Source organism: Paenarthrobacter sp. A20, from assembly GCF_024168825.1.
Lineage (GTDB): Bacteria > Actinomycetota > Actinomycetes > Actinomycetales > Micrococcaceae > Arthrobacter.
Map to the genome: position 1 here is coordinate 1,505,101 of NZ_JALJWH010000001.1, position 23,632 is coordinate 1,528,732.

A 23,632-nucleotide genomic window follows, 5' to 3' on the forward strand; every position below is an offset into this window, starting at 1 on the left:
TGGGAGACCTTTCGAATCGCGGCCGTTTCGTGATCCACGGCACTTGACCGCGAGTATTGTTAGCGTTCACAATGGCAGTCGCACCACCTTGACGTGGCATGTGCCGCCCCCAAGCCCACAAGCCCGGAAAAGCGTTACCGTGCCGGACGCGCAGATGCTCCGGCTGCATCAGAGTTCGCGGCAATGCTGCCGCGGAAGGAGAGCAACGTGAGATTGAAGAAACTCCTGGGCGCCGTAGCGGTTGTCCTTGCCGTGACTGTCGGAGCCACGGGCTGCGGCAGCCGTGGAGGCACTGCAGAATCCAGCAGCACTGCGAATCCCAGCGATTCACTGGTAGGTATCTCGATGCCCACCCAGACATCCGAACGTTGGATCGCTGACGGTGCCAACGTAGAGAAGTCCCTGAAGGACCTCGGCTACAAAACAGACCTCCAGTTCGCCAACGATGACATCCCCACGCAGGTCTCCCAGATCGAGAACATGCTGACCAAGGGTGCCAAGGCACTGATCATTGCCGCCATCGACGGCACGACGTTGACCGATGTCCTGGCCAAGGCCAAGGAACAGAACGTCAAGGTCATCGCCTACGACCGCCTCATCAACGGCACGCCCAACGTTGACTACTACACCACGTTCGACAACTACACCGTGGGCGTCCAGCAGGCCACCTCGCTGCTGACCGGCCTGGGCCTGGTGGACGCCAGCGGCAAGAAGGTTGAGGGCAAGGGCCCGTTCAACGTTGAGCTGTTCGCGGGCAGCCCGGACGACAACAACGCCAACTTCTTCTGGACCGGCGCCATGGACACCCTCAAGCCGTACATGGATGCGGGTACCTTGAAGGTCCCCAGCGGCCAGACCAAGTTTGAGCAGGCTGCAATCCTGCGCTGGCAGGCACCCGTAGCCCAGAAGCGCATGGAAGACATCCTCACCTCGGCCTACAGCTCCGGCACCAAGCTGGACGGCGTGCTCTCCCCGTATGACGGCCTGTCCATCGGCATCATCTCCGCACTGACCAGCACCGGTGGCTATTCCACCGGAAGCCTGCCCGTCGTCACGGGCCAGGACGCAGAAAAGGGCTCCGTGAAGTCCATCGTCGCCGGCGAGCAGTACTCCACGATCTTCAAGGACACCCGCCAGCTCGGCGCGCAGGCCGTGAAGATGGTGGACGCTGTCCTCAAGGGCACCGAGCCGGAAACCAATGACACCAAGACCTACAACAACAAGGTCAAGGTTGTTCCGGCCTTCCTCCTGAAGTCCGTCATCATCACCAAGGACAACTTCCAGAAGGAACTCATCGACTCGGGCTACTACAAGGAATCCGACGTCAAGTAACACCACCTGTGGCCCCGCCGCGCCCGTGCGTTCCTGCGCGGCGCGGTGGGGCCACAGCCTCCCTTAGAGCCTCCGAGCCCTCGGTCCGGCCAAGTTCCAACCAGTCAGCGGGAATTGACGATGAACGTACCCATTCTTCAAATGCGAGGAATCACCAAGACTTTCCCCGGAGTTAAAGCCCTCCAGGACGTCACCCTGGACGTCAACCGAGGCGAGGTCCACGCCATTTGTGGTGAGAACGGCGCCGGCAAGTCCACCCTGATGAAGGTGCTCTCCGGCGTCTACGCGAACACCACCTTCGACGGCGACATCCTCTTCGAGAACGAACCCTGCGAATTTTCAAGCATCACGGACAGCGAGAAGCGCGGCATCGTGATCATCCACCAGGAACTGGCCCTCAGCCCGTACCTGTCCATCGCCGAGAACATCTACTTGGGCAACGAGCTGGCCAACAAAGGCTGGGTGGACTGGCGCAGGACCAACCTGGAAGCTGCCAAGCTGCTGGCCCGCGTGGGGCTCAGCGAAAACCCGGTCACGCCCATCCAACACATCAGCGTTGGCAAGCAGCAACTGGTGGAGATCGCCAAGGCCCTGTCCAAAGAGGTCAAGCTCCTCATCCTGGACGAACCCACCGCGGCGCTGAACGATGAAGATTCAGACCATTTGCTGGACCTCATCCTGCACCTCAAGGGCCAGGGCGTTACCAGCATCATCATCAGTCACAAACTCAACGAGATCCGCAAAGTGGCCGACGCCGTCACCATCATCCGCGACGGCAAATCCATTGAGACACTGCGGCTGGACCAAGGCCAGATCACGCAGGAACGCATCATCCGTGGAATGGTCGGGCGCGACCTTGAGAGCCTCTACCCGGACCGAACACCCAACATCGGCGAGGAAGTCCTCCGGATCGAGGACTGGACGGTGCAGCATCCGCAGGACCACGCGCGGACAGTGGTTAACAACGCCAGCCTGAACGTCCGCAGGGGTGAGGTAGTGGGCTTGGCCGGGCTCATGGGGGCCGGCCGGACCGAACTTGCCATGAGCGTCTTCGGCCGGACCTACGGACGCGCCGTTTCGGGCAAGGTCTACAAATACGGCCAGGAGATCAACACGTCCACCGTCTCCGACGCCATCGACCACGGGATCGCCTACGCCACCGAAGACCGGAAGCACTACGGCCTGAACCTAATCGAAGATATCAAACGGAACATCTCCATGGCAGCGCTGAACAAGCTGACCAAGCGCGGCTGGGTGGACGGCAACAAAGAGACCACCGTAGCCAACCAATACCGCAAGAGCATGAACATCAAGGCGCCGTCCGTCGCTGCCATCACCGGCAAGCTCTCGGGCGGAAACCAGCAAAAAGTAGTGCTGAGCAAATGGATGTTCTCTGACCCGGACGTCCTGATCCTGGACGAACCAACCCGCGGGATCGACGTCGGCGCCAAGTTCGAGATCTACACGATCATCGCGGAGCTCGCAGCTGCCGGGAAGGCCGTCATTGTGATCTCCTCCGAGCTTCCGGAGCTCCTGGGTATCTGCGACAGGATCTACACGCTGTCAGCGGGCCACATTACCGGCGAGGTCCCCATCGCCGAAGCCACCCAGGAAACCCTCATGCACTTCATGACCAAAGAGAAGGAATAGCGAACATGTCCGCCCTACGAGAATCCCTTGGCTTCCTCACAAGCCGCCTCCGCCAGGTTGGCATCTTCGTCGCCCTGATCCTGATCGTCATCCTTTTCCAGGTCCTGACCGACGGCATCCTGCTGCAGCCGCAGAACGTCACCAACCTGGTGGTCCAGAACAGCTACATCCTGATCCTGGCCATAGGCATGGTGATGGTCATCATCGCCGGGCACATCGACCTTTCCGTCGGTTCCATCGCAGGCTTCATCGGCGCCGTAGCCGGCGTGATGATCGTGCATTGGGGCTGGGCGTGGTGGATTGCCATCCCGGCCTGCCTCCTGGTCGGTGCCCTGGTGGGAGCATGGCAAGGCTACTGGATCGCCTATGTGGGGATTCCAGCCTTCATCGTCACCCTCGCCGGAATGCTGATCTTCCGTGGCCTGACACTCATCACCCTCAAGAACCAGCAGATCACCCCGTTCCCCAACGAACTCCGTGCACTGGGCGGCGGCTTCCTGCCGGACATTTCCGGGGGCACCTCCGTCCTTGAATGGCTCACGGTCATCCTCGGCGTCGGCGGCACCGCAGCCATCCTCTTCCAGGCCCTGAAGGAACGCCGGGTCCGCCGCAAGTTCAACCTCGAGAATGAGCCCATGGCCTGGTTCGCCGTCAAGAACGGGTTCATCGCAATCCTGATGCTCATCATCACCTTCCTCCTGGCCAGCTACCGCGGTACACCCATCGTCCTGATCGTCCTGGCTGTCCTGGTGATTGTTTACTCGGCCCTGATGAACAACAGCGTTTTCGGCCGCCACACGTACGCGATCGGTGGCAACCTCCACGCAGCCGAGCTCTCCGGCATCAAGACCAAGAAGGTCACCTTCCGGTTGTTCGTCAACATGGGCGTCCTCGCCGCGTTGGCCGGACTGGTGTTCACGGCACGCCTGAACTCGGCGCAACCCGCGGGCGGCACCGGCTTCGAACTGGACTCCATTGCTGCTGCCTTCATCGGTGGCGCCGCGGTCCAGGGCGGTATCGGCACCGTGGCCGGCGCTATGATCGGTGGCCTGATCATGGGCGTCCTGAACAACGGCATGTCCATCCTTGGCCTGGGCACGGACTATCAGCAGCTCATCAAGGGCCTGGTGCTCCTGCTTGCCGTCGGCTTCGACATCTTCAACAAGAACCGGACCGGTGCAGGTGGAGGGTCCTCCATGGGCCGCCGCTTCAAATGGAAGACCACGCCGCCTGCAACTGAGGCCGCACCGGCTGCCAGGACTGAACCCGTCGGCGTCGACGCGAAGTAATCCCTGATGTCATCAGGGGGAGCGGCCGGGCCCCAGGCAACGCCCGGGGCCAGGCCGCCAGTGATGAGCGACGTCGCGAAGATGGCAGGTGTCTCGCACCAGACCGTCTCCCGTGTGCTGAACCACCACCCGAACGTCAGCGGCAAGACCAAGGAACGCGTGGAATCCGCCATCGCAGTGCTTGGTTATCGCCGTAACACGGCAGCCCGCAGCCTGGTGACGCGGCGATCCCGGACCATTGGGGTGCTCGCCTGCGAGACAGGCCAGTTCGGGCCTGCCAACACCCTCTTGGGTGTTGAACAGGCGGGAAGGGAAGCGGGGTACTTCGTCAGCATCGCCAACCTTCGCGAAGTGACCAGCGACAGCGTCAACGACGCCATCGCCCACTTCCGAAACCAATCCGTGGACGGCATCGTCATCCTGGTTCCGCACCCTGACGTACTGGCCGTCCTGGGCGACGTTTCGGTCCCCGTGCCGATCGTCGCCGTGGGAGCGGGTGCCGGAAACCAGCTGACGGGCGCCTCCCTGGATCAACGTTTGGGAGCCCGTCTGGCTGTACAGCACTTGATCGCTTTGGGGCACCGGAATATTGCGCACATTTCGGGACCGCCACACTGGATCGACGCTGCCGAACGCATCAAAGGATGGCAGGAAGCGCTGGGCAGTGCAGGCCTTGAAGCCGAGGTTCTGCTCCAGGGCACATGGGACGCAGCATCCGGCTACCGCGCCGGCCTGGAACTCCTCCGACACCACAGCATCACCGCTGTTTTCGTCGCCAACGACCAGATGGCCGTGGGCGTCCTCCGGGCTGTACAGGAAGCCGGGTGCGAGGTTCCGGGAGACATCAGCGTGGTGGGCTATGACGATCAGCCGGAGGCAGAGTTCTTCATGCCGCCACTGACAACCATCAAGCAGGATTTCGAGGAATTGGGCCGCCGCTGCATGGAAGCGGTGCTGCAGCAACTGGAGGGAGACGGAGGCAGCGGCGAACAGATGGTCAATCCCCGCTTGGTGATCCGCTCCACCACGGCGGCCCCTGCCCTTCACAAAGCTCCGTTCCCACTAAACTAGGAGCCATGACTTCCACGCCTGACACTGCTGCTGCCCGCGCCCGCCTTCTTGAACTCATCAAAGAACTCGCGGTGGTCCGCGGCAAGGTGATCCTCTCCAGCGGCAAGGAAGCGGACTACTACATCGACCTTCGCCGCATCACCTTGAACCACGAGGCCTCCAAGCTGGTGGGCCAGGTCATGTTGGCCATGATCGACGACGCCGGCGTTTCAGTTGAGTGCGCCGGCGGACTCACCATGGGTGCCGACCCCGTCGGTACCGCCGTGATGCACGCTGCTGCCGACGCCGGGCGTGCCGTGGATGCCTTCGTGGTCCGTAAGGCCCAGAAGTCCTACGGCATGGGCCGCCAGGTGGAAGGTCCCTCGGTTGAAGGCCGCAACGTTGTGGTCCTGGAGGACACGTCCACCACCGGCGGGTCTGCCCTGACCGCCGTCGAAGGTGTCCGCAAGGCGGGTGGCAACGTGGTGGCCGTCGCCGTGATCGTAGACCGCGACACCGGCGCGAAAGAGAAGATCGAAGCCGAAACCGGTGTGCCGTACCTCTTCGCTTTCGGCAAGGACGAGCTGGGCCTCAGCTAAGGAGTTTTTGTACAGCTCTTGACCTTAAAGGCGCATCTTAAGGGCATCAGCTGTACACAAACTGCGGGGCTGTGAGGCACCGCCTTTCGAAGCCTATGCTTGCTGCGTGGACGTTCAAGTAGGGAAGCTCCCGGCACCTCCGGAGGTGGACGAAAACCTCCCGGTGCCGGCTTCTCCAGAAGCTGGGAAAGCAGAGGATCCGGGCGCATGGGCCCGGGTCCTGCCTTACGCTGCCCGGCTGAAGACGACGTCCCGCCGCAACTTCCTCATCACCGCCGGAGCCTCGGCAGCGCTCGCGGGGGACATGCTCTTTACCCGGCATGTGCAGGCCGAGCGCCGGGCCACCAAGATCCTCCGCGTGCCCGATCCGTACTCGGACCTTTACTTTCCCAAGGCTAGCTGGATCCTCTTCCCCGGGTACAAAACGAGCTGGGAAGAAGCTCAATGGATTCTCAACACCCTGCGCCCGGCCCTGCACCAGCGCGGCCGTCTCGCCGCCGTCGGATATTCCAACCTGGGCCTGGACGTGGACGAGGTCGTCCGCGCAATCATCCTGCACGTCCGTGAACTGGAGTTGGAGAAGCTGTACTTCTACGGCCACAGTTTCGGTGGGATGCTGGCCACGCAAGTGGCCGCCCGGCTGCTGGAGCTGCACGGCGTTGAGACACAGTTGATCGTCTTGGACTCGAGCCCGTTCAGCCGGGCGGACGTCTTGGACCAGAGCTGGTTCGACGGTGTGGTCTTCCTGTACGAAAACGGGTTCCGTATTCCGTCGGTCCTGCGCGGCGGCTATGAGCTGGGGGAGCGTGTGGCCCACAAGGACGAGCGCACGTGGCGGCAGATCCTTGACCAAAGCCTGGAGCAGCTCTCGCCGATCGCCCCTTCCAGTGTGCTGATCCAGACGGAGTCGGCGTACATCTACCACTTCGACGGACTCCGCCTGGCTGGAAAGATCGGTGGCGCCAAGATGGCGTTCATGGGCAACTCCAAAGACGGCACCGTGAATTACGAGTCTGCGCGCGCCGGGTGGAGCAAGGTGTTCGGCGCCAACATGGCGATGCCTACGCTCAGCACAGAGGGCGCCCGGCCAGCGCACGCGAGCCCGCAATGGAACGGGAGTGTGTACCGTCCGTTGCTGGAACGCGTCCAGAATGAGCTCCAGCCGCTCCCGCCCGAGCCCGAGGAACCGTCATTCCAGGAGCCGAATGGCAAGGTTATCCGCCCGGTGTAGGTTTCTCCGGTCAGCGCGCTTCACGCAGCGAATCAACCTCGACGGCGGTAAGGCCCGCCTCGCGCAGGAAGCCGTGAACGTCGCCGAACTCCTGCGCGAAACCGGCCAGAAAACGCCGCATCGCAGCTTCGGGACTTTGCAGGATCATGAGGTCAGGGCTGAAGTACTCCTCCGGGGTTGACGGGACGCTGAGGCGCCATGTCTCTGCCATGATCTTCAGGACATCCGGAAGGTTGGCTGTGGTTGCGGCGTAGTCAGCCACCACTTGATCCTCGGTCCCGCCGGATGCCAGGAACCCGATCGCCGACACCACGCCTGTCCGGTCCTTACCCAACGAACAGTGCACCAAAGTGCGTTTGCCTCGGGCGACGGGACGCAGTGCGTCAGCAACCCACTCAGGCCGTATCCGGATCCAGCCCAGATAAAGGTCACCAAGATCCTCGGCCGTTTCGACTGCCTGGAGCGAGCCCGCCACGGCGTTGGGGTCCAGTGGGTTATTGACGAGTTCGACGGCGGGCGGGACCGCGCCGCCGTCGTGAATCAACCCGCCGTCGTTAATCAACCCGCCGTCGTGAATCAACCGGTCGTCGTGAATCAACCATGGAACCAAGGACCGCTCCAGCTCGCTGCGCAGGTCCACGATGGCCTGGATGCCGTGCTCCGCCAGGAAGCCGGACGTTGCAGCGGCATCCATACCGAAGGGCTGGCTCCCCCTGAGAATCCGGCCGCCGGCCAGGGGACGCAGATTGAGCACAGCCATGGTTCTATCCTTCTAGATTTGGCTCTTGAGGTCGGCCACGGAGTTCAGGATCTGATTGGGCCTGAACGGGAAGGACACGATTTCCTCCCGCTGGGTGATGCCGCTGAGCACCAGGACCGTGTGCAGGCCAGCTTCCATGCCCGCCACGATGTCCGTGTCCATTCGGTCGCCGATCATAGCCGTGGTCTCGGAGTGGGCATCGATCTGGTTCATGGCGGAGCGGAACATCATGGGGTTCGGTTTGCCCACGATGTACGGCTCGCGGCCGGTCGCTTTGGTGATCATGGCCGCGATGGCGCCGGTTGCGGGCATGGGGCCGTCCTTGGAAGGACCGGTGGCATCCGGGTTGGTCGCGATGAAGCGTGCACCGGCCAGGATGTGGCGGACGGCCATGGTGATCGCTTCGAAGGAGTAGGTGCGGGTCTCCCCGAGGACCACGAAGTCGGGATCGGTGTCAGTGAGGATGAACCCGGCCTCGTGCAGTGCGGTAGTAAGGCCGGCCTCGCCGATGGTGTAGGCGCGGTTGCCTGAGTCCGAGGATTGGACCTGGTCCTTCAGGAACTGGGCGGTGGCCAGTGCGGAGGTCCAGATGTTCTCTTCGGGGACTTCCAGGCCGGACGCACGGAGGCGGGCGGCAAGGTCACGCGGGGTGAAGATGGAGTTGTTGGTCAGCACCAGGAAGCGCTTGGAGGTATCTACCCAGCGCTGGATGAGTTCAGCTGCGCCGGGGATCGCCTGGTTTTCATGGACCAAGACGCCGTCCATGTCAGTGAGCCAGCATTCGATTTCGTGGCCGTTCCGGTAAACGGACGTGGATGTGTGGGGCGTGGATTCTTCTGCCATATTTGCCTCCGGCTGGGATTGTTCATGCACTGCCATCCAGTCTTTCATCAATCCGCCGCCTTAACCTCCTGCAATCCCTCTTATGTGGGTAGTTCTGCCCATGCGGATTATCCGCTGTGACTTGCGTCTGGAGCCTCATGCTCGACTACGCTTGGGGCGGCGCAGGCGTGCCACCACCGTGGGTCGGGGGATCGACACGGCGGATTTCTTGTGTCGCCGCGCTGGAGCAGGTCCCCACTCACTACCTCTGAAAGGGCCTGTCTATGAGCAACAACAACGGAGTGCCGCAGCCTCCCTACAACCCCGACGGCGTGCCGCAGCCCCGCTACGACACCGGCCAAGGCCAGTATGGCCAGTACCAGCCGGGGCAGACGCAGCCCACGTACCAGCCTGAGGGCCAGACTGAAGCGTTCCCGGCGCAGCAGCCACCGACGCAGGCATTCCCAGCAGCGTCCAACACTGTGCCGCAGGGACAGCCAGGATTCCCGCCGCCCGGTGCAGGCAACCCGTCCCAGCCCGGATACCCAGGACAGCCCGGCGGACCCGGACAGCCCGGATACCCCGGACAGCCCGGCGGACCCGGCCAGAACCCGGGCGACCACAACAGGAAGTCCCTGTTCCTCATCCTGGGTGGGGTCGCCGTCGTCGTGATTATTGCGTTGGTCGTGGCGTTCACATGGCTGATCCCCGCAATGACCAAGCCCACGGCTGTCGAAACGCCGTCGGTGACATCCTCTGACGCAGCGTCGGACGCGGCGGCTGAGCCGTCCGCCGAGCCGTCCGCCGAGTCGGAACCCTCCGGTGACGCGTCGGCGTCCACCGATATGCCCGCTGACGCCATTCCGTTGCCTGCAGTATGGGAAGAATTCGCCGGACCCACCAACGTTCCGGCCGACGGCGACCCCCTGTTCAGCAAGTGGGTCACCGGCGAATCGTCCTTCCAGTACCTTGCCGAATGGACCCACGATGAGTCGTTCGGCATCACCAAGGACCCCACCACGGGTGAGGAGATCCAGAAGAAGGCCCAGGGCACGGTTGAGACCGACGGCGACGGAATCGCGCTCGCCTACGCGTTCTTCGCGGAGTCCGAGGAAGGCAAGTTCGGCAAGGATCCCGCAGAGGTCAAGAAGGCCATCGAGGACATCGAGGCCCGGTACAAGGGCATGACGGCCACCGAACTTCCCCAGAACCTGGTAGGCCACAAGTGCACGTCCGATTTCAAAACCTCGATGCCGGAAATCCGTGAATTCCGCCGTGGCGCCGCAGTAGTCATTGGTTTCACCTGCACCAACGCCCGCGGCGAAGCAATCCAGGCCGTCAACCTGTTCTCCGTGACACCGTGGGGTACACCCCAGATGCTGGGCGTCAGCGGACACAAGGAATACTGGGATGCCCACCCCGGGCTCTTCGAACAGCTGGCCAACTCCTACCGCATCAACAAGTGGAAGATGGGCTAGGTCCGCTGGCCGAAGCCCGATCAAAACGGGCAACAGGGCAGGGCTAAAGTTGAGGGGTGACTGACCTTCCCCCCACCACAGCCCTGCCCACGCCTGCTGAAACGACACCGGACGGCGAGGCAGAAGCGAAACCCGAGGTCGGCGTCGGGCCTTGGGAAGGTGAGTTGCCGGTTGGTGAGCACTGGGACCCGGACCTGTTGAGGGATGGTGACCGCCGCAACGTGGTGGACCAGTACCGGTACTGGAAACACGAGGCGATCGTGGCCGACCTTGATTCCAAGCGCCACGAATTCCACATCGCCATCGAGAACTGGCAGCACGACCTCAACATCGGCACCGTGGTGCGGACCGCCAACGCGTTCCTCGCCAAAGAGGTCCACATCATTGGCCGACGGCGGTGGAACCGTCGCGGGGCCATGGTCACCGACCGCTACCAGCACGTCCGCCACCACCCCACCGTTGAGGACTTTGTCCAGTGGGCCGAGGGGGAGGGGCTTGCTGTAATCGGCATCGATATCTTCCCGGATTCCGTGCCGCTTGAAACCTTCGACCTTCCCAGGAAGTGCGTCCTGGTGTTCGGCCAGGAGGGCCCGGGCCTCACGCCCGAGGTGCACGAAGCCGCCGTCGCAACCCTGTCCATTGAGCAGTTCGGATCCACCCGGTCCATGAACGCGGCGTCGGCCGCAGCGATCGCCATGCACGCCTGGGTCCGCCGGCACGTGTTCCAGCAGCCAGTCGCTTAGCCCTGCGCCGAGATGGCAAGAGTGCCAACTCGGCGGAAGTGTTAAGTGCCACAGTGACCCGAAACACGGCGTCCCGGCGGATATCGCTAGGATGGGTGCTAGCCGTAAGCGGTCTACTCCAGGGTTACCAACCCACAGACGAATTCAGCATAGGAGTCACCATGCCCATTGCAACCCCAGAGATTTACTCCGAGATGATCGACCGTGCGAAGGCTGGCGGATTCGCTTTCCCCGCGGTCAACGTGACGTCGTCGCAGACTCTGAACGCTGCGATCCGCGGTTTCGCCGAGGCCGAATCCGATGGCATCATCCAGGTTTCCACCGGTGGCGCAGCCTACTGGTCCGGCGCTTCGGTCAAGGACATGGTGGCCGGTTCCCTGGGCTTCGCCGCGTTCGCCCGCGAAGTTGCCAAGAACTACAACGTCAACATCGCCCTGCACACGGACCACTGCCCGCAGGACAAGCTGGCGGACTTCGTCCTGCCGTTGCTGGCCGCGTCCGAGGAAGCCGTCAAGGCCGGCAAGGACCCGATCTTCAACTCGCACATGTGGGACGGCTCGCACGAGACCCTGTCGGAGAACCTGCGCATCGGCCGTGAACTGCTGGAGCGTGCCGCTGCTGCGAAGATCATCCTCGAGGTTGAAATCGGCACTGTTGGTGGCGAGGAAGACGGTGTTGAGAACGAAATCAACGAGAAGCTTTACACCACCACCGAGGACGCGCTGGCCACGATCGAGGCACTGGGTGCCGGCGAAAACGGCCGCTACCTCACCGCGCTGACCTTCGGCAACGTGCACGGTGTGTACAAGCCGGGCAACGTGAAGCTCCGCCCGGAACTGCTTAAGCAGATCCAGGCCGAGGTTGGCGCGAAGATCGGCAAGGAAAACCCGTTTGACCTGGTGTTCCACGGCGGTTCGGGCTCCACGGAGCAGGAAATCGCTGACGCTGTTTCCTACGGTGTCATCAAGATGAACATCGACACTGACACCCAGTACGCGTTCACCCGTCCGGTGGCCGGGCACATGCTCGCCAACTACGACGGCGTGCTGAAGATCGACGGCGAAATGGGCAACAAGAAGACCTACGATCCCCGCGTTTGGGGTGCTTCGGCTGAAGCCGGTATGGCCGCGCGCATCGTCGAAGCCGCCCAGCAGCTCGGATCGGTGGGCAAGACCTTCTAATGTCGGACGAATTCCGGAAGAACCTGATGGGGCCGGAGCCCACGCTCCTGCCCGCCGAAACCGAGATCTACCAGCACCTGGCTCTCGGCAAGGAAGCACTGGACCTCGTGGAGAAGAACCCCACGTCGTCCCTGCTGTGGGCCATCCTCGCGGAGGAAGCCTGGGCCGAAGGCCGGACCATCGAGTCCTACGCCTACGCTCGTGTCGGCTACCACCGCGGCCTGGATTCCCTGCGCCGCAACGGGTGGCGCGGCGTCGGACCCATCCCGTGGGAGCACGAGCCCAACCAGGGCTTCCTGCGTGCGCTCTACGCGCTGGGCCGTGCGGCCTCCGCTATCGGCGAGGCTGAAGAGCCGGAGCGGATCGAGAAGTTCCTGAACGACTCGGACCCCAAGGCCAAGGCAGCGCTCGAAGCCCGCTAAGGCATCAAAGCAATGAACGACGGCGGCCCTCACCAAAAGGTGAGGGCCGCCGTCGTCGTTAAAAGCGTTAGTCCGTGACCGCTGCGTGGCGGGGTCGCCCGAGCGGGACCACCAGCGGCGTGTGCGTCACGGGGTCGTCGATGATTTGGCAGGCCATGCCGAACACGTCCTCCACCAAGGACTCGGTGATCACGTCAGCGGGAGCCCCTTCGGCCACTACCACGCCGTCTTTCATGGCGATGATGTGGTCTGCGTAGCGGCTGGCATGGTTGAGGTCGTGCAGCACTGCGACCAGCGTGTGGCCCTTGTCCAGGTTGAGCTCGCGGAAGAGTTCCAACAGTTCGATCTGGTGTGCGATATCAAGGAACGTGGTGGGCTCGTCCAGGAGCATCAGCGGCGTCTGCTGGGCGAGAACCATGGCCACCCACACACGCTGGCGCTGGCCGCCGGAGAGCTCGTCAACCAGCCGCCCGGACAATGCGGCGACGCCGGTGGCATCCATGGCTTCCACGACGGCCATTTCATCGGCTTCGGACCATTGCCGCAGCAGTTTCTGGTGCGGGTACCGGCCTCGTGCCACGAGGTCGGCCACGGTGATGCCGTCGGGTGCGATGGAGGACTGCGGCAGCAACCCGAGGCGCCGGGAGAGTTCCTTCGAGGGCAGCGCGGTCACGGATTTGCCGTCCAGCAGCACCTGTCCGCTGCGCGGCTTGATGAGCCGGGCGAGGGCGCGCAGGAGCGTGGACTTGCCGCAGGCGTTGGGCCCCACGATCACGGTGAACTTTCCCTCGGGGATGCGCACGTTGAGGTTCTCGGAGATGATGCGTTGCTCGTAGCCGATGGTCAGGGCTTCGGCGTGGAGCTGCGGAGCAGAAGTAGTGAGGATCATGATTTCCTTGCTTCCCTGGCCAGCAGCCAGACGAGGTAGATACCGCCGATGCATACCGTCACAACGCCGACGGGGAGCTGGATCGGAGAGAACAGGCGTTGCGCGGCGAGGTCGCTCGCCACCAGCAGGAAGGCACCCATCACTGCGGACGGAACCAAGGTGATGCCGGCGCTCCCGGTGAGCCGACGGGCCAACTGCGGGGCGGCGAGGGCGACGAACGCTATGGGACCGGCCACTGCCGTCACAGCCGCAGTGAGCGCCACGCCCAGGCTGAGCAGCAACAAACGGGTGGGTTCCGCCCGGACGCCCAAGGCGCGTGCGGCGTCGTCGCCCATTTCCAGGAGTTGCATCCGACGCGTCACGGCCAGCGTGGCCAAGCCAACCACAACAACCACGACGGCGGCAGGCGCCGCTTGCTCCCACGTGATGCCGTTGAGGGACCCGGCTCCCCAAACGGCTGCCGCCAGGGCGGCTTCAAGTTCGGCCTGCAGGATGAGCCAGTGATTCAAGGCGGCCAGCATTGCGCTGATGCCGATGCCCACGATGATGAGCCGGAAGCCTTGGGAGCCGCGGCGGTAAGCCAGCAAATAGACGGCCAGAGCGGTGAGGACGCCACCCACAAGGGCGCCCGCTGCGATGCCAAGGTAGCCCCCACCAACTGTCAGCATCACGATCAGCGCACCAGTGTAGGCGCCTGTGTTGAAGCCGATGATGTCCGGGCTGCCCAAAGGGTTGCGGGTCATGGACTGGAAAATGCCGCCGCTCATGCCCAGGGCGGCACCGAACACCAACGCCGCCAGCACACGAGGGAGACGCCACTCCATGACGATGGTCTGTGCAAGTCCCGGGGCATCTCCGGTGAAGGCTTGCAGGACCTGTTGCACAGTGACGTCGTAGTCGCCGGTGGCCAGTGAAACCACGGCCACGGCAAGCGCGGCCAGGAGCAGCGGGATGCAGACGAGGATGCTGCGGACATCGAACCGGAGGCTCAGCGAGCGGTTGCGAAGCAGGACGGTGGGCCGGCCAAAGTCCACTCGAGTCCCGGGGTCCAGGCGACTCATAGTCCGCTCACCTTCCGGCGCCGCGCCAACGCGATCAGCACGGGAGCACCGATGAACGCGGTCACCACTCCCACTTGGAGCTCACCGGGTGCGGCAACCCTGCCAACGACGTCGGACACCAGCAGCAGGATGGGGGAGAGCACCACGGTGGTGGCCAGGATCCACCGCTGGTCCGGGCCCACGATCCACCGGGCCACGTGCGGAATCATGAGCCCCACGAATCCGATGGCTCCGGCACCGGCCGTTGCTGCGCCGCTCAGGAGGGTGATGGAAATAATCCCCAGGATGCGCGTGCGGTTGACGTTGGCCCCCAGGGAGGTGGCGAGGTCGTCGCCCAGCGCCACGGCATTGAGTCCGCGGACGCAGAACAACGCCACCAGCAGGCCCGCGCCCATGAACGGCGCCACAGTCAGGACCGACTCCATGCTGCGCGTGTCCAGTGAGCCGATGCTCCACGAGCGCAGGTGGTCAAAAGCTTTCGGATTCAGGAGCGTGAGCCCGGATCCAATGCCGGTGAGCACCGCGCCCAAGGCCACTCCGGCCAGCGTCAGCCGGATCGGATTCACCACGTTCCTGCCGGAAGTGCCGATCAAGTACACGGCCGCCGTTGTGAGGATGGCGCCGGCAAACGCGAACCAGATGTAACCACTCAGGGAACCAACGCCGAAGACGCCGATCGCCAGCACGATCGCGAAGGATGCGCCGGCGTTGACGCCCAGGATGCCAGGATCTGCCAGCGGATTCCGCGTGATCGCCTGGATCAGCGCGCCGGCTACACCCAGGGCGACTCCGACGGCGATCCCCATCAAGGTACGCGGCAGGCGGCTTTCCAGAATGATCGCGTGATCTGCCGTGTCCTGTGGGTTGGTGAACGCTTCCAGGACGGTGGCAGCCGGGATGAACTTCGCCCCGATGCCCAGGCTCAACATCACGGCACCCAGGAGTACCGCCGCGGCAAGGGCCAGGAAGACGATCCGCCAGCGGGATTTATTGACGACGCCGGAATGCGGCACCGCGCCGGCAGCCGGAAGGGCGGGAGCGGCTACTTGGGACATAGCGCCGTCATGTGGGACACAGCAGGGGACCATTCCGGAGAGGTGGGGCGGTAATAGGGGGCGATCCCGTGACTGTTGTCACAACGTCACGGAAGTGTGCCTTAATTAGGTTAGCCTTACCCAGTGAAAAATGACGATTTTGAAGTACAGCCGCGTAAGGCTTCCCGCATGCGCAAGCTTTCCATGAAGGTGGCCGGAGTCGCCTTGGTAGCTGGCCTCCTTGCGGGCTGCGGCGCCAGTGGTGGCTCGGGCTCCAGTGCCGGCAACGCGGATGTTGCAACGGGCGGATCCAAGTTCACTACTGCGGACCAGGAAACGGCCAAGCTCGGCACGGACGCCGCCCCCGGCGTTTTCCCGCGTACCCTGAAGCACGCCAACGGTGAGACCACCTTGGAGAAGAAGCCCACACGCGTGGTGGTCCTCGACACCGGGGAGCTGGACGACGTCGTGACCCTTGGCATCACGCCGGTAGGGATGGCCACCACCGAAGGCGCCAACCCTGTCCCCACGTACTTGGCTGACAAGGTCAAGGATGTGGCTTCGGTAGGCACCATCCAGGACCTTAACCTCGAAGCAATCGCTGCGCTGAAGCCGGACCTCATCCTGGGCAGCCAGCTCCGCGCCGACAAACTGTACAAGCAACTGTCCGCCATTGCCCCCACAGTCTTCAGCATCCGCCCCGGCTTCCCGTGGAAAGAGAACTTCCTCCTGGTGGGCAAGTCCTTGGGCGAGGAAGACAAAGCCGTCAAGGCCTTGAACGACTACCAAACGGAAGCGGACGCCCTCAAGGCAGACGTCAAGGGCGATCCCAAAATCTCGCTGGTCCGCTTCCTGCCGGGCAAGATCCGCCTCTATGCGAACAAGTCACTGATCGGCGTCATCCTGAAGGACGCTGGCCTGGACCGTCCCGAGAACCAGAATATTGACGAACTCGCCGCCGAGATTTCGGCCGAAAACATCGAGCAAGGGGATGCAGACTGGATCTTCTACAGCAGCTACGGTGACCCCGCTGCCACCGGCGAAACGTCCGTGGTTGAAGGCGCTGTCTGGCCTAAGCTCGGTGCCGTCAAAGCCGGCCAGGCCAAGGCCGTCAGCGACGACGTCTGGTTCCTCGGCCTCGGCCCCACCGGCGCCCAGCTGATCCTCAAGGACCTCCGGAGCATGCTGGTCGGCTAACGCCTCCACCCCAAAACAAGCACCCCAACGTACGACAGCGGCCCCCACCAAAAGGTGAGGGCCGCCGTCGTCGTTAATTCGCCCAAGTAGGTCGCATTTGTGCGCGTATTGAGCGCTCAAAACGCGCACAAATGCGACTCAGTTGGGTACGGCTAGGCCTTGCGGGGGATGCCCGTGCGTGCCATGGCCTCGGCGTAGGCGCCGTGGATGGCATCCAGGTATTCCTGCTGGCGTGCCGGAGTTCCGGCGAAGGAGCGGCCACCGAGCGAGCGGACCTTGAAGGTCTTGAAGCCGCGGCGGGCGATGCTGGCCGGAGCAGCCTTCATGAGCTGGTCGGCGAGGCGGTGGGCCTCATTGCCGTGCGCCACCAGTGCGGAGGTGCGCGGGAGGAGCTGGAGGAGGCGCAGCAAAGGCTTGAGGCCTTCGGTGATGTTGGCCGGCGTGAGCTTGCCCGGTTCCTCGGTGGGTTCGATCCACGGGTACGCGTTCCACGGAATCATGAGCTCGGGGCGGAGGCCAAGCTGCCACTGCATGCCGAGCATGCGGGTGGCGGCTTCGTCGTCACCAGGGGTGATGAAGCCCTCGCCGGTGTTGGTGCGCTGATTGGAGAAAAGGCTGACGATGCGGCAGTCATCCATGCTGTGGGCGGGGTCGATGTAAAGGACCTCGCTGCCCGGCTTCTGCTCCTTGATGGAGTCGCACAGCTCGTTGACCTCGGCGATGTGCGGTTCGTAGCGGCGGTTCCAGAGGATTTCTTCGGGTGATTCAGTCGCCAGTTCTTGCATCAGGGGTTAGGTCTCCTAGGTGTTACAGCGCACCATTCCAAGGGGCCGCGGGCATGCCGCAGCCGAACCTCAAAGGGTGCTGTTGGGGGCTAACTAACCTTACCGGACTATGGGGGTTAACGGGGCCCGCTCCGGCGCGCCCCGAAATGCGACGCGGCGTGTTGCCCGGAAACGTGTCGGGTATCTCGACGGCGGCGGTCAAGTCTCGACGACGGCCCGCGGGGTCGTGCATGATGCGGCATATGGAGAAACAAGAACCGTCCGCTGCCGCCCTTTCCGCTTTCGAGGGCCTGGGCGCAGAACTTGCCGCGGCCGGCGTCGTCATGGGAAAGATGTTCGGGGCCAGTTCGCTCATGCTGAACAAGAAGGCGTTGGCCTGCTTGAACGGCGACAAGGTGGTCTTCAAACTCGGCCGGGACACCGCGGAGCACGCCCGTGCGCTTGATCTGCCGGGCGCGGTGTTGTTTGATCCGTCAGGAATGAAGCGCCCGTTCAAGGACTGGGTTGAAGTACCTTTTTCCTGCAACGAAGAGTGGCCCGCGTTCGCCGAAGCTGCGCTGCAGTTCGTGGCCGGTGAGTGATTAACCCTTAAGTGCCGGTCAGCGCCGCTGCTGTCCACCCGAGTAGAAGATGGGTTGGAAGGGGAGCCATTTGGCGACCCGTCACGCGCCAACACTCATCTCGGGGGAACAATGGTTGCACATGAAGTAGCTTCACCGGAAACAAGGCAGCGTCACAGCAAGGCACCCAAGGTCCGCGCTTTCCTGGCCGGTGGGCTGGTACTCGGAGTAGGCGCTGCGATTACCTTGGCAGCGTGGAACGACTCCGAATTTGCCCAAGGCACCTTCACCGCTGGTTCGTTCAACCTTGAGGGCAGCACGGACGGCACGGCGTTCGGAGAGAACCCGGTTGCGACACCGGCAACGCTTGGCTTCACTGCCACGCCGTCCAACCTTTCACCGGGGGACGTGGTCACGGCGCCCTTCGCGGTCAGGCTGGATGATGCCACCACCAACGACGCCACCGTCACCGTCTCAACTGAAGCATCAACGGGTGCACTGACCGGTCTCACGTACTCCCTCACGCAATCGACGGATTTTGGGTGCGCCGAACCAGTGGACACCACGTTGGTGGCAGCCGGACAAGTACTGGGGACGACGCCGGGCAGTGTCACCTTTGCGCTGACGCAGGGAGCGGGCACCAATCCGGGCGATGCAGTGAACCTGTGCTTCCGGATCACGGCCGACGATGACCTCGTCCAGTCCCAAACCGGGACCACCACCTGGGAATTCGCCGCGCAATCGCAGTGATCCATGGGTCGTCGACAAGCCAAGACCAAGCACGGTGCGGTTGCCCTGCGCATCCGTGCGATCCTCGCCGGGGCGTTGGTGCTGGGGCTCGGCAGCTCAGTGACCCTGGCGTCCTGGACTGACAGCGACTTTGCCGGTGGCTCCTTCGGGGCGAGCGTTTTCCAAACGGAATCCAATGTCACCAAGCCGTACAGCGCCGCAGGCGCATGGAATACCAATGACGTGTCTCCGGGCGGCACGCTGGTGTTCGCCGCTACTGCGATGAGCCCTGGCACTGTGGCCTATGCACCGTTCGCCATCCGGACCAAAGCCACCTCGGTAGCCGGCGAGGTGGTCCTCGGGGTTCCGGTGGTGACCAGCAGCGGTACCGGAAACGCGGACCTGGGGGCGGCGCTCAGATACCGCGTGGTCCGGTCGGCCACCTGCGACGCGTCGTCGTTTACCGGGACGCCAACGTTCGTGGTGGGCAGCGACGGAGCCAAACCGTTCACGCAAGGGCAGGCGGCCGGCGTCGTAAATCCCCTGGCCGCCGCAACAGCGACGCTTCCCGGGGCTCCGACGCAGTTCTGCTTCGAGGTCACCCTTCCCCTTGGCGCAAACAATGCCCTGCAAGGCCAGACCGCCACCGCAACCTGGCAATTTACTGCCACCTCAAGCTCATGAGCCGCCGCCCGTTCCGCAGCCGGCTGCGGGAAGTCCTGTTGAACATCGCGGCCGCAGGCGGGGCTGTGTGCATCCTTGCGGTGATCTGCGCACTGCTGTTCAACATCACGCTGATCATGTTCAAGACGGGGTCGATGTCGCCCGGTATCCCGGCGGGTTCGCTCGCCGTGGTCCGTGAAATCCCTGCCAGCGGGATCAACGCAGGCGACGTCGTGACCGTGGACAGGCCGGGGAAGCTGCCCATCACGCACAGGGTCCAAACAGTGGAGCCTGCGGACGGATCTGCGCGAACCATCACCATGAAGGGTGATGCCAACACCGAAGCGGATCCGGCACCCTATGTGGTGGAGAAGGTCCGGCTGGTCCTCTGGTCCGTGCCGGGGCTCGCCCAGCCACTGTCCGCGGCCGCCAATCCGGTGGTTCTTGGCGCCACAACTATTGCTGTCTCCGGGCTGGTGACCTGGGTCCTGTGGCCAAGGAATCCGAGCCGGCGCAGGAGCGGGCAGCATGTGGCGGCGTAGTGGGTTGTGGACGGCAGCCGTTGCGGCAGTGCTGCTGCTGGGTGCCGCACCCGCGGTTGCCGCCGATGGGGAGGCTTCGGGTTGGTTGGAGCTCGACGCCGGTCCAGCCGGCCAAGTGCATCGGCTCACCCCGGGCGGCAGTGCGGATTGGGCGGTGGATGTCCATGTTCGCGGCGAACCTGCCACATCCCTCGACGTCGGGCTGCAATCCGAGCCGGCGTCAACGGAGGTGCTGCGGGATTTCCTGAGCGTGGAGCTCAAGGCTTGCTCGCAACCCTGGGAGGGAAGCTCCTGCGCGGAGGGCCAGCGTGTCTTGTTGGGACGGACATCGCTGGACACTGCCGGGGGTGTGCAGGTGGACCTCATGGAACCCGGCAGTGCCGAATCGACCAACGCCTACGTCCTCCTGACAGCAACGTTGGCCGAGGACGTGCCCCGTGAGGTGCAGGGGAGCCGTACGCAGATCGTGGTGGGCGTCCACGGGTCAGGGGACGACACGGGTGGGCCGGGCTTCCCCGGAAACCCGGCCGGGCCGTCGTCGGGAATCCTGGCAGACACCGGTTTTCGCCTGGGAGGGTTTGCGCTCCTCGGTTTCGGGGCGGTCGCGGCAGGGTTTGGACTGGCCCGTTTGCGGGGTGCTGCCGGGTGAATATGTTCAAGCGGGCGCGGGTTGGACTGACGGTGGCGTTGCCCCTCGCCGTCGTGCTTTCCGCGGTGAACCCACCGGCCGTCACGGAAGCGGCATGGCAACGCGATCAGTACTCGGCAGGGAGCTTCGGCACGGTGACCATCCCGGCTCCAACACTCAACGGTCCATGTGTGTACAACAACGGGATCGCCGGTCTGGGCGCCTATGTGCGGGTGTACTGGAAACCACCAGCAGGCTACGCACTGGCGGATGCAGAAATGCAGGCTTCCACCAGTGGCCTGGGGTCCCTTCTGGCGCCACTGACCGGCTACTCGTTGGCTGGGAACACTACCGGAACAGCGGCAGGCGGATACACCACGGACGTTGCCACCAATTTGTTGGGCGGTCTGCTGGGCCTTGGCACGGAACTCCAACTCGCCATTGTGGTGAAGCGGTACGGGTGGACCTCCCAGCCGGCCTCAGTGGCCACGAATGCGGGACTCATCCTTGGACTGGGCGGCAACTGCCGGAACCTGCCGGCCGCTTAGAGATGGCCCGTCCCAGGTTTCACTGAAGAAAACTTCACCCTGCCGCCTTCCAAGACACCTTGACACCAGAGAAAGCGGTGTCATCGGCTAAACTTGGCTGGTAAGAGCCCCGAAACTCTTGCGTAGGTCGCCGCTCGCGGCAGGCTGCACCGGTAACGTCGGGGCATTCTCATGTACGGCGTCGAGTTCTGGTCATCCGGCCAGTGTCTCGCCCGAAAGAATGGGGGAGGATCCCATGCCCGCTATCGTGATCGTCGGAGCCCAGTGGGGCGACGAAGGCAAAGGCAAAGCAACCGATCTGCTCGGTGGCCGCGTTGACTACGTGGTCAAGCCCAATGGCGGTAACAACGCCGGGCACACCGTGGTTGTTGGCGGTGAGAAGTATGAGCTGAAGCTCCTTCCCGCGGGCATCCTGAGCCCCAACGCAATTCCTATTATTGGCAACGGCTGCGTGGTGAACCTCGAGGCCCTGTTCCAGGAAATCGATGGCCTCGAAGCCCGTGGCGCGGATACTTCCCGCCTGCGCGTCTCGGCCAACGCCCACCTGGTTGCCCCGTACCACCAGGTGCTGGACAAGGTCACCGAGCGCTTCCTCGGCAGCCGCGCCATTGGCACCACCGGCCGCGGCATCGGTCCGGCCTACATGGACAAGGTGGCCCGCCTCGGCATCCGCGTCCAGGACGTCTTTGACGAGTCCATCCTCCGCCAGAAGGTGGAAGGTTCGCTGCGCCAGAAGAACGAACTCCTGGTCAAGGTGTACAACCGCCGCGACATCATTGCTGACGAGATCGTGGAGTACTTCCTGTCCTTCGCCGAGCGCCTGCGCCCGTTGGTCATCGACAGCACCCTCGAGCTCAACAACGCACTGGATGAGGGCAAGGTCGTCCTCATGGAAGGTGGCCAGGCCACGTTCCTGGACGTCGACCACGGCACCTACCCGTTCGTCACCTCGTCCAACCCGACTGCAGGCGGCGCCTCCGTTGGTTCGGGCATTGGCCCTACCCGCATCTCGCGCTCCATCGGCATCATCAAGGCGTACACCACGCGTGTTGGCGCCGGACCGTTCCCCACGGAACTGTTCGATGAGATGGGTGTTTACCTGCAGAAGACCGGTGGCGAGTTCGGTGTGAACACCGGCCGTCCCCGCCGCTGCGGTTGGTACGACGCCGTCCTGGCACGCCACGCTTCCCGCGTCAACGGCTTCACGGACTACTTCGTCACCAAGCTGGACGTCCTCACGGGCATCGAGCAGATCCCTGTCTGCGTCGCCTACGACGTCGACGGTGTCCGCCACGACGAGATGCCCATGACGCAGACCGAGTTCCACCACGCTGTCCCGATCTTCGAGTACTTCGACGGTTGGACCGAAGACATCACCGGTGCGCGCACCCTGGAGGACCTCCCGGAGAACGCCCGCAACTACGTGCTGGCCCTCGAAAAGCTCTCCGGAACGCGCTTCTCGGCCATCGGCGTCGGCCCGGACCGCGACCAGACCATCGTTGTTCACGACCTGATCAACGACTAAGGTCTTCCGGACTTCGCCGTTCATTGAACGCTGACGACGGCGGCGGGTCACCTTGGTTCCTTATGGAACCGACAGGTGGCCCGCCGTCGTCGTTTCCGGTTTAACGGCCCGGCCCGCCGTGCGGGAGGCGTGGCCGGGCCTTCTGGCGCGCCTGCGGATGACGTACTCGGCCACCGCAAGGTTGATGACCCAGGAGGCACCCATGAGGATTGCCCGTGTTGTCTCGTTGGTGGGGCCGGCAACCAGTATCCACGACAGGATGACCAGGGCTTGCGTTCCGGCCCCCAGGGCGATTGCGTAGGCCCGCGTCATCCATGCGCCGTGGGTGGCGTAGTCCCGGCGTCGAATCGCAAAGAGTCCCAGGATGATGCTCGCGACCATGGCCGAACCAAAGATCAGCCGAAGGACCAGAAGCGCCTCGCCGTCGCCTTCGGGGAGGTCGTAGAACATGGACATCCATAAGCCGGACAGGGCAGCGAGCAAGCCGGCCGGCACAAGGATGCGTCCGGCCATCCGGTGCCATGACCGCTTGCCGCGCCGAAGCGAAGGGATGAACTGGAAAGCCCCGAGCAGGCTGTAAACCGTCACGGTGACGATGTGGGTTATCACCGGGATGGGCGAACCGAAGAACCTGGCGTTTTGCGGAGTGGGTGCGCCGCCCGTCAATTCAGAGAGGCGGGCGGCACCGGCTATGACCGGGACGAGGCTGAGTGCGATCAAGGCCGCGGGCACCGCCCACTTTGCCTGGTGGTTGCCGCGGGAGGATGTGGTGGTTCGTGCTGTCATGGCTCTGCCTTGCGCTCTTTGGTGACCGGCGTCCTGAAAGGTGTACGGCGTACACCTTCATGATGGAAAGGCTAGGTGTACGCTGTATACCTGTCAACCCCCGGACTCCGGTCCTTGCGGTACTTTTC

General features: G+C 63.7%; 25 protein-coding genes. 18 read left to right on the forward strand and 7 right to left on the reverse strand.

Features of this window, described 5'->3' with window-relative positions; genetic code table 11:
- The first annotated feature begins 207 nt into the window (after nucleotides 1–207).
- The 6 genes from chvE (at nucleotide 208) to J3D46_RS07310 (ending at nucleotide 7,151) form a co-directional block, all read left to right on the forward strand.
- A complete protein-coding gene (gene chvE, locus J3D46_RS07285) occupies nucleotides 208–1,332 on the forward strand; it encodes a multiple monosaccharide ABC transporter substrate-binding protein (protein WP_374110772.1) in 1,125 nt (374 codons plus the stop codon).
- A 120-nt stretch (nucleotides 1,333–1,452) separates the two neighbouring features.
- Nucleotides 1,453–2,982 carry a multiple monosaccharide ABC transporter ATP-binding protein gene (gene mmsA, locus J3D46_RS07290; protein ID WP_253466056.1) on the forward strand — a complete coding sequence of 510 codons (1,530 nt, stop codon included), beginning with the start codon at nucleotides 1,453–1,455 and terminating at the stop codon, nucleotides 2,980–2,982.
- Nucleotides 2,983–2,987: 5 nt separating this feature from the next.
- Nucleotides 2,988–4,271 carry a multiple monosaccharide ABC transporter permease gene (mmsB, locus tag J3D46_RS07295; protein WP_231342055.1) on the forward strand — a complete coding sequence of 428 codons (1,284 nt, stop codon included), beginning with the start codon at nucleotides 2,988–2,990 and terminating at the stop codon, nucleotides 4,269–4,271.
- Between the two features lie 63 nt (nucleotides 4,272–4,334).
- On the forward strand, nucleotides 4,335–5,342 hold the full coding sequence (locus J3D46_RS07300; protein ID WP_253466058.1) for a LacI family DNA-binding transcriptional regulator: 1,008 nt from the start codon (nucleotides 4,335–4,337) through the stop codon (nucleotides 5,340–5,342).
- A gap of 5 nt (nucleotides 5,343–5,347) precedes the next feature.
- The gene (pyrE, locus tag J3D46_RS07305) at nucleotides 5,348–5,920 is read left to right on the forward strand and encodes an orotate phosphoribosyltransferase (protein WP_253466060.1); all 573 of its coding nucleotides are present in this window, start codon (nucleotides 5,348–5,350) and stop codon (nucleotides 5,918–5,920) included.
- Between the two features lie 106 nt (nucleotides 5,921–6,026).
- Entirely contained in the window at nucleotides 6,027–7,151 is a 1,125-nt protein-coding gene (locus J3D46_RS07310) for an alpha/beta hydrolase (RefSeq protein ID WP_253466062.1), read from the forward strand.
- 10 nt (nucleotides 7,152–7,161) lie between these two features.
- Here J3D46_RS07310 and J3D46_RS07315 read toward each other — a convergent pair whose 3' ends face one another.
- The gene (locus J3D46_RS07315) at nucleotides 7,162–7,911 is read right to left on the reverse strand and encodes a tyrosine-protein phosphatase (protein WP_253466064.1); all 750 of its coding nucleotides are present in this window, start codon (nucleotides 7,909–7,911) and stop codon (nucleotides 7,162–7,164) included.
- A gap of 12 nt (nucleotides 7,912–7,923) precedes the next feature.
- Nucleotides 7,924–8,754 (reverse strand): HAD-IIA family hydrolase, encoded by an 831-nt coding sequence (locus tag J3D46_RS07320; protein ID WP_090826227.1) that lies wholly within the window; start codon nucleotides 8,752–8,754, stop codon nucleotides 7,924–7,926.
- Nucleotides 8,755–9,017: 263 nt separating this feature from the next.
- Between J3D46_RS07320 and J3D46_RS07325 the strand changes: the two genes are divergently transcribed.
- The 4 genes from J3D46_RS07325 (at nucleotide 9,018) to J3D46_RS07340 (ending at nucleotide 12,557) form a co-directional block, all read left to right on the forward strand.
- Nucleotides 9,018–10,211, forward strand: coding sequence for a hypothetical protein (locus J3D46_RS07325; protein ID WP_253466067.1), 1,194 nt, complete (start codon nucleotides 9,018–9,020; stop codon nucleotides 10,209–10,211).
- A 56-nt stretch (nucleotides 10,212–10,267) separates the two neighbouring features.
- Nucleotides 10,268–10,954: a TrmH family RNA methyltransferase gene (locus J3D46_RS07330; RefSeq protein WP_253466070.1), complete on the forward strand. Its 687-nt coding sequence runs from the start codon at nucleotides 10,268–10,270 to the stop codon at nucleotides 10,952–10,954.
- Between the two features lie 161 nt (nucleotides 10,955–11,115).
- Nucleotides 11,116–12,135: a class II fructose-bisphosphate aldolase gene (gene fbaA / locus J3D46_RS07335; protein ID WP_024819363.1), complete on the forward strand. Its 1,020-nt coding sequence runs from the start codon at nucleotides 11,116–11,118 to the stop codon at nucleotides 12,133–12,135.
- Nucleotides 12,135–12,557 carry a DUF3151 domain-containing protein gene (locus J3D46_RS07340; RefSeq protein ID WP_159705111.1) on the forward strand — a complete coding sequence of 141 codons (423 nt, stop codon included), beginning with the start codon at nucleotides 12,135–12,137 and terminating at the stop codon, nucleotides 12,555–12,557. Before fbaA ends, J3D46_RS07340 begins: the two co-directional genes overlap by 1 nt.
- 67 nt (nucleotides 12,558–12,624) lie before the next feature.
- On the opposite strand, the gene J3D46_RS07345 is transcribed toward J3D46_RS07340, so the two are convergent.
- Genes J3D46_RS07345 through J3D46_RS07355 form a run of 3 tightly spaced genes read right to left on the reverse strand, consistent with a single transcriptional unit; the run spans nucleotide 12,625 to nucleotide 15,595 of the window.
- Nucleotides 12,625–13,446 carry an ABC transporter ATP-binding protein gene (locus J3D46_RS07345; protein WP_231340291.1) on the reverse strand — a complete coding sequence of 274 codons (822 nt, stop codon included), beginning with the start codon at nucleotides 13,444–13,446 and terminating at the stop codon, nucleotides 12,625–12,627.
- A complete protein-coding gene (gene fepG / locus J3D46_RS07350; protein ID WP_231340292.1) occupies nucleotides 13,443–14,507 on the reverse strand; it encodes an iron-enterobactin ABC transporter permease in 1,065 nt (354 codons plus the stop codon). Before fepG ends, J3D46_RS07345 begins: the two co-directional genes overlap by 4 nt.
- Nucleotides 14,504–15,595, reverse strand: a complete 1,092-nt coding sequence (locus tag J3D46_RS07355; protein WP_374110773.1) for a Fe(3+)-siderophore ABC transporter permease — start codon at nucleotides 15,593–15,595, stop codon at nucleotides 14,504–14,506. The genes fepG and J3D46_RS07355 overlap by 4 nt, the downstream gene beginning before the upstream one ends.
- Nucleotides 15,596–15,745: 150 nt before the next feature.
- Between J3D46_RS07355 and J3D46_RS07360 the strand changes: the two genes are divergently transcribed.
- Entirely contained in the window at nucleotides 15,746–16,738 is a 993-nt protein-coding gene (locus J3D46_RS07360; RefSeq protein WP_374110834.1) for an ABC transporter substrate-binding protein, read from the forward strand.
- A gap of 152 nt (nucleotides 16,739–16,890) precedes the next feature.
- On the opposite strand, the gene J3D46_RS07365 is transcribed toward J3D46_RS07360, so the two are convergent.
- Nucleotides 16,891–17,523: a uracil-DNA glycosylase gene (locus tag J3D46_RS07365; RefSeq protein ID WP_231340294.1), complete on the reverse strand. Its 633-nt coding sequence runs from the start codon at nucleotides 17,521–17,523 to the stop codon at nucleotides 16,891–16,893.
- A gap of 242 nt (nucleotides 17,524–17,765) precedes the next feature.
- Here J3D46_RS07365 and J3D46_RS07370 point away from each other — a divergent pair, with 242 nt between their 5' ends.
- The 7 genes from J3D46_RS07370 to J3D46_RS07400 all read left to right on the forward strand — a co-directional run bounded on the left by J3D46_RS07370 (nucleotide 17,766) and on the right by J3D46_RS07400 (nucleotide 22,718).
- Nucleotides 17,766–18,104, forward strand: a complete 339-nt coding sequence (locus J3D46_RS07370) for a hypothetical protein (RefSeq protein WP_253466073.1) — start codon at nucleotides 17,766–17,768, stop codon at nucleotides 18,102–18,104.
- Between the two features lie 111 nt (nucleotides 18,105–18,215).
- Nucleotides 18,216–18,833 (forward strand): SipW-dependent-type signal peptide-containing protein, encoded by a 618-nt coding sequence (locus tag J3D46_RS07375; RefSeq protein WP_231340296.1) that lies wholly within the window; start codon nucleotides 18,216–18,218, stop codon nucleotides 18,831–18,833.
- Nucleotides 18,834–18,836: 3 nt separating this feature from the next.
- Nucleotides 18,837–19,496, forward strand: a complete 660-nt coding sequence (locus tag J3D46_RS07380) for a SipW-dependent-type signal peptide-containing protein (RefSeq protein ID WP_231340297.1) — start codon at nucleotides 18,837–18,839, stop codon at nucleotides 19,494–19,496.
- The gene (locus tag J3D46_RS07385; protein WP_231340298.1) at nucleotides 19,493–20,017 is read left to right on the forward strand and encodes a signal peptidase I; all 525 of its coding nucleotides are present in this window, start codon (nucleotides 19,493–19,495) and stop codon (nucleotides 20,015–20,017) included. Before J3D46_RS07380 ends, J3D46_RS07385 begins: the two co-directional genes overlap by 4 nt.
- On the forward strand, nucleotides 20,004–20,666 hold the full coding sequence (locus J3D46_RS07390) for a hypothetical protein (protein ID WP_253466076.1): 663 nt from the start codon (nucleotides 20,004–20,006) through the stop codon (nucleotides 20,664–20,666). Before J3D46_RS07385 ends, J3D46_RS07390 begins: the two co-directional genes overlap by 14 nt.
- Nucleotides 20,663–21,193 (forward strand): hypothetical protein, encoded by a 531-nt coding sequence (locus J3D46_RS07395; RefSeq protein ID WP_253466079.1) that lies wholly within the window; start codon nucleotides 20,663–20,665, stop codon nucleotides 21,191–21,193. The genes J3D46_RS07390 and J3D46_RS07395 overlap by 4 nt, the downstream gene beginning before the upstream one ends.
- A gap of 235 nt (nucleotides 21,194–21,428) precedes the next feature.
- Entirely contained in the window at nucleotides 21,429–22,718 is a 1,290-nt protein-coding gene (locus tag J3D46_RS07400) for an adenylosuccinate synthase (protein WP_011773318.1), read from the forward strand.
- Nucleotides 22,719–22,778: 60 nt separating this feature from the next.
- On the opposite strand, the gene J3D46_RS07405 is transcribed toward J3D46_RS07400, so the two are convergent.
- A complete protein-coding gene (locus J3D46_RS07405) occupies nucleotides 22,779–23,504 on the reverse strand; it encodes a DUF2306 domain-containing protein (RefSeq protein ID WP_253466081.1) in 726 nt (241 codons plus the stop codon).
- Nucleotides 23,505–23,632: the final 128 nt, after the last annotated feature.

Coding starts and splice junctions, on each gene's coding strand:
- mmsA (WP_253466056.1), top strand. CDS start 1,453: ATGAACGTACCCATTCTTCAAATGCGAGGAATCACCAAGACTTTCCCC.
- mmsB (WP_231342055.1), top strand. CDS start 2,988: ATGTCCGCCCTACGAGAATCCCTTGGCTTCCTCACAAGCCGCCTCCGC.
- J3D46_RS07300 (WP_253466058.1), top strand. CDS start 4,335: ATGAGCGACGTCGCGAAGATGGCAGGTGTCTCGCACCAGACCGTCTCC.
- pyrE (WP_253466060.1), top strand. CDS start 5,348: ATGACTTCCACGCCTGACACTGCTGCTGCCCGCGCCCGCCTTCTTGAA.
- J3D46_RS07315 (WP_253466064.1), bottom strand. CDS start 7,911: ATGGCTGTGCTCAATCTGCGTCCCCTGGCCGGCGGCCGGATTCTCAGG.
- J3D46_RS07320 (WP_090826227.1), bottom strand. CDS start 8,754: ATGGCAGAAGAATCCACGCCCCACACATCCACGTCCGTTTACCGGAAC.
- J3D46_RS07325 (WP_253466067.1), top strand. CDS start 9,018: ATGAGCAACAACAACGGAGTGCCGCAGCCTCCCTACAACCCCGACGGC.
- fbaA (WP_024819363.1), top strand. CDS start 11,116: ATGCCCATTGCAACCCCAGAGATTTACTCCGAGATGATCGACCGTGCG.
- J3D46_RS07340 (WP_159705111.1), top strand. CDS start 12,135: ATGTCGGACGAATTCCGGAAGAACCTGATGGGGCCGGAGCCCACGCTC.
- J3D46_RS07345 (WP_231340291.1), bottom strand. CDS start 13,446: ATGATCCTCACTACTTCTGCTCCGCAGCTCCACGCCGAAGCCCTGACC.
- fepG (WP_231340292.1), bottom strand. CDS start 14,507: ATGAGTCGCCTGGACCCCGGGACTCGAGTGGACTTTGGCCGGCCCACC.
- J3D46_RS07355 (WP_374110773.1), bottom strand. CDS start 15,595: ATGGTCCCCTGCTGTGTCCCACATGACGGCGCTATGTCCCAAGTAGCC.
- J3D46_RS07360 (WP_374110834.1), top strand. CDS start 15,746: ATGAAGGTGGCCGGAGTCGCCTTGGTAGCTGGCCTCCTTGCGGGCTGC.
- J3D46_RS07365 (WP_231340294.1), bottom strand. CDS start 17,523: ATGCAAGAACTGGCGACTGAATCACCCGAAGAAATCCTCTGGAACCGC.
- J3D46_RS07370 (WP_253466073.1), top strand. CDS start 17,766: ATGGAGAAACAAGAACCGTCCGCTGCCGCCCTTTCCGCTTTCGAGGGC.
- J3D46_RS07375 (WP_231340296.1), top strand. CDS start 18,216: ATGGTTGCACATGAAGTAGCTTCACCGGAAACAAGGCAGCGTCACAGC.
- J3D46_RS07380 (WP_231340297.1), top strand. CDS start 18,837: ATGGGTCGTCGACAAGCCAAGACCAAGCACGGTGCGGTTGCCCTGCGC.
- J3D46_RS07385 (WP_231340298.1), top strand. CDS start 19,493: ATGAGCCGCCGCCCGTTCCGCAGCCGGCTGCGGGAAGTCCTGTTGAAC.
- J3D46_RS07390 (WP_253466076.1), top strand. CDS start 20,004: ATGTGGCGGCGTAGTGGGTTGTGGACGGCAGCCGTTGCGGCAGTGCTG.
- J3D46_RS07400 (WP_011773318.1), top strand. CDS start 21,429: ATGCCCGCTATCGTGATCGTCGGAGCCCAGTGGGGCGACGAAGGCAAA.
- J3D46_RS07405 (WP_253466081.1), bottom strand. CDS start 23,504: ATGACAGCACGAACCACCACATCCTCCCGCGGCAACCACCAGGCAAAG.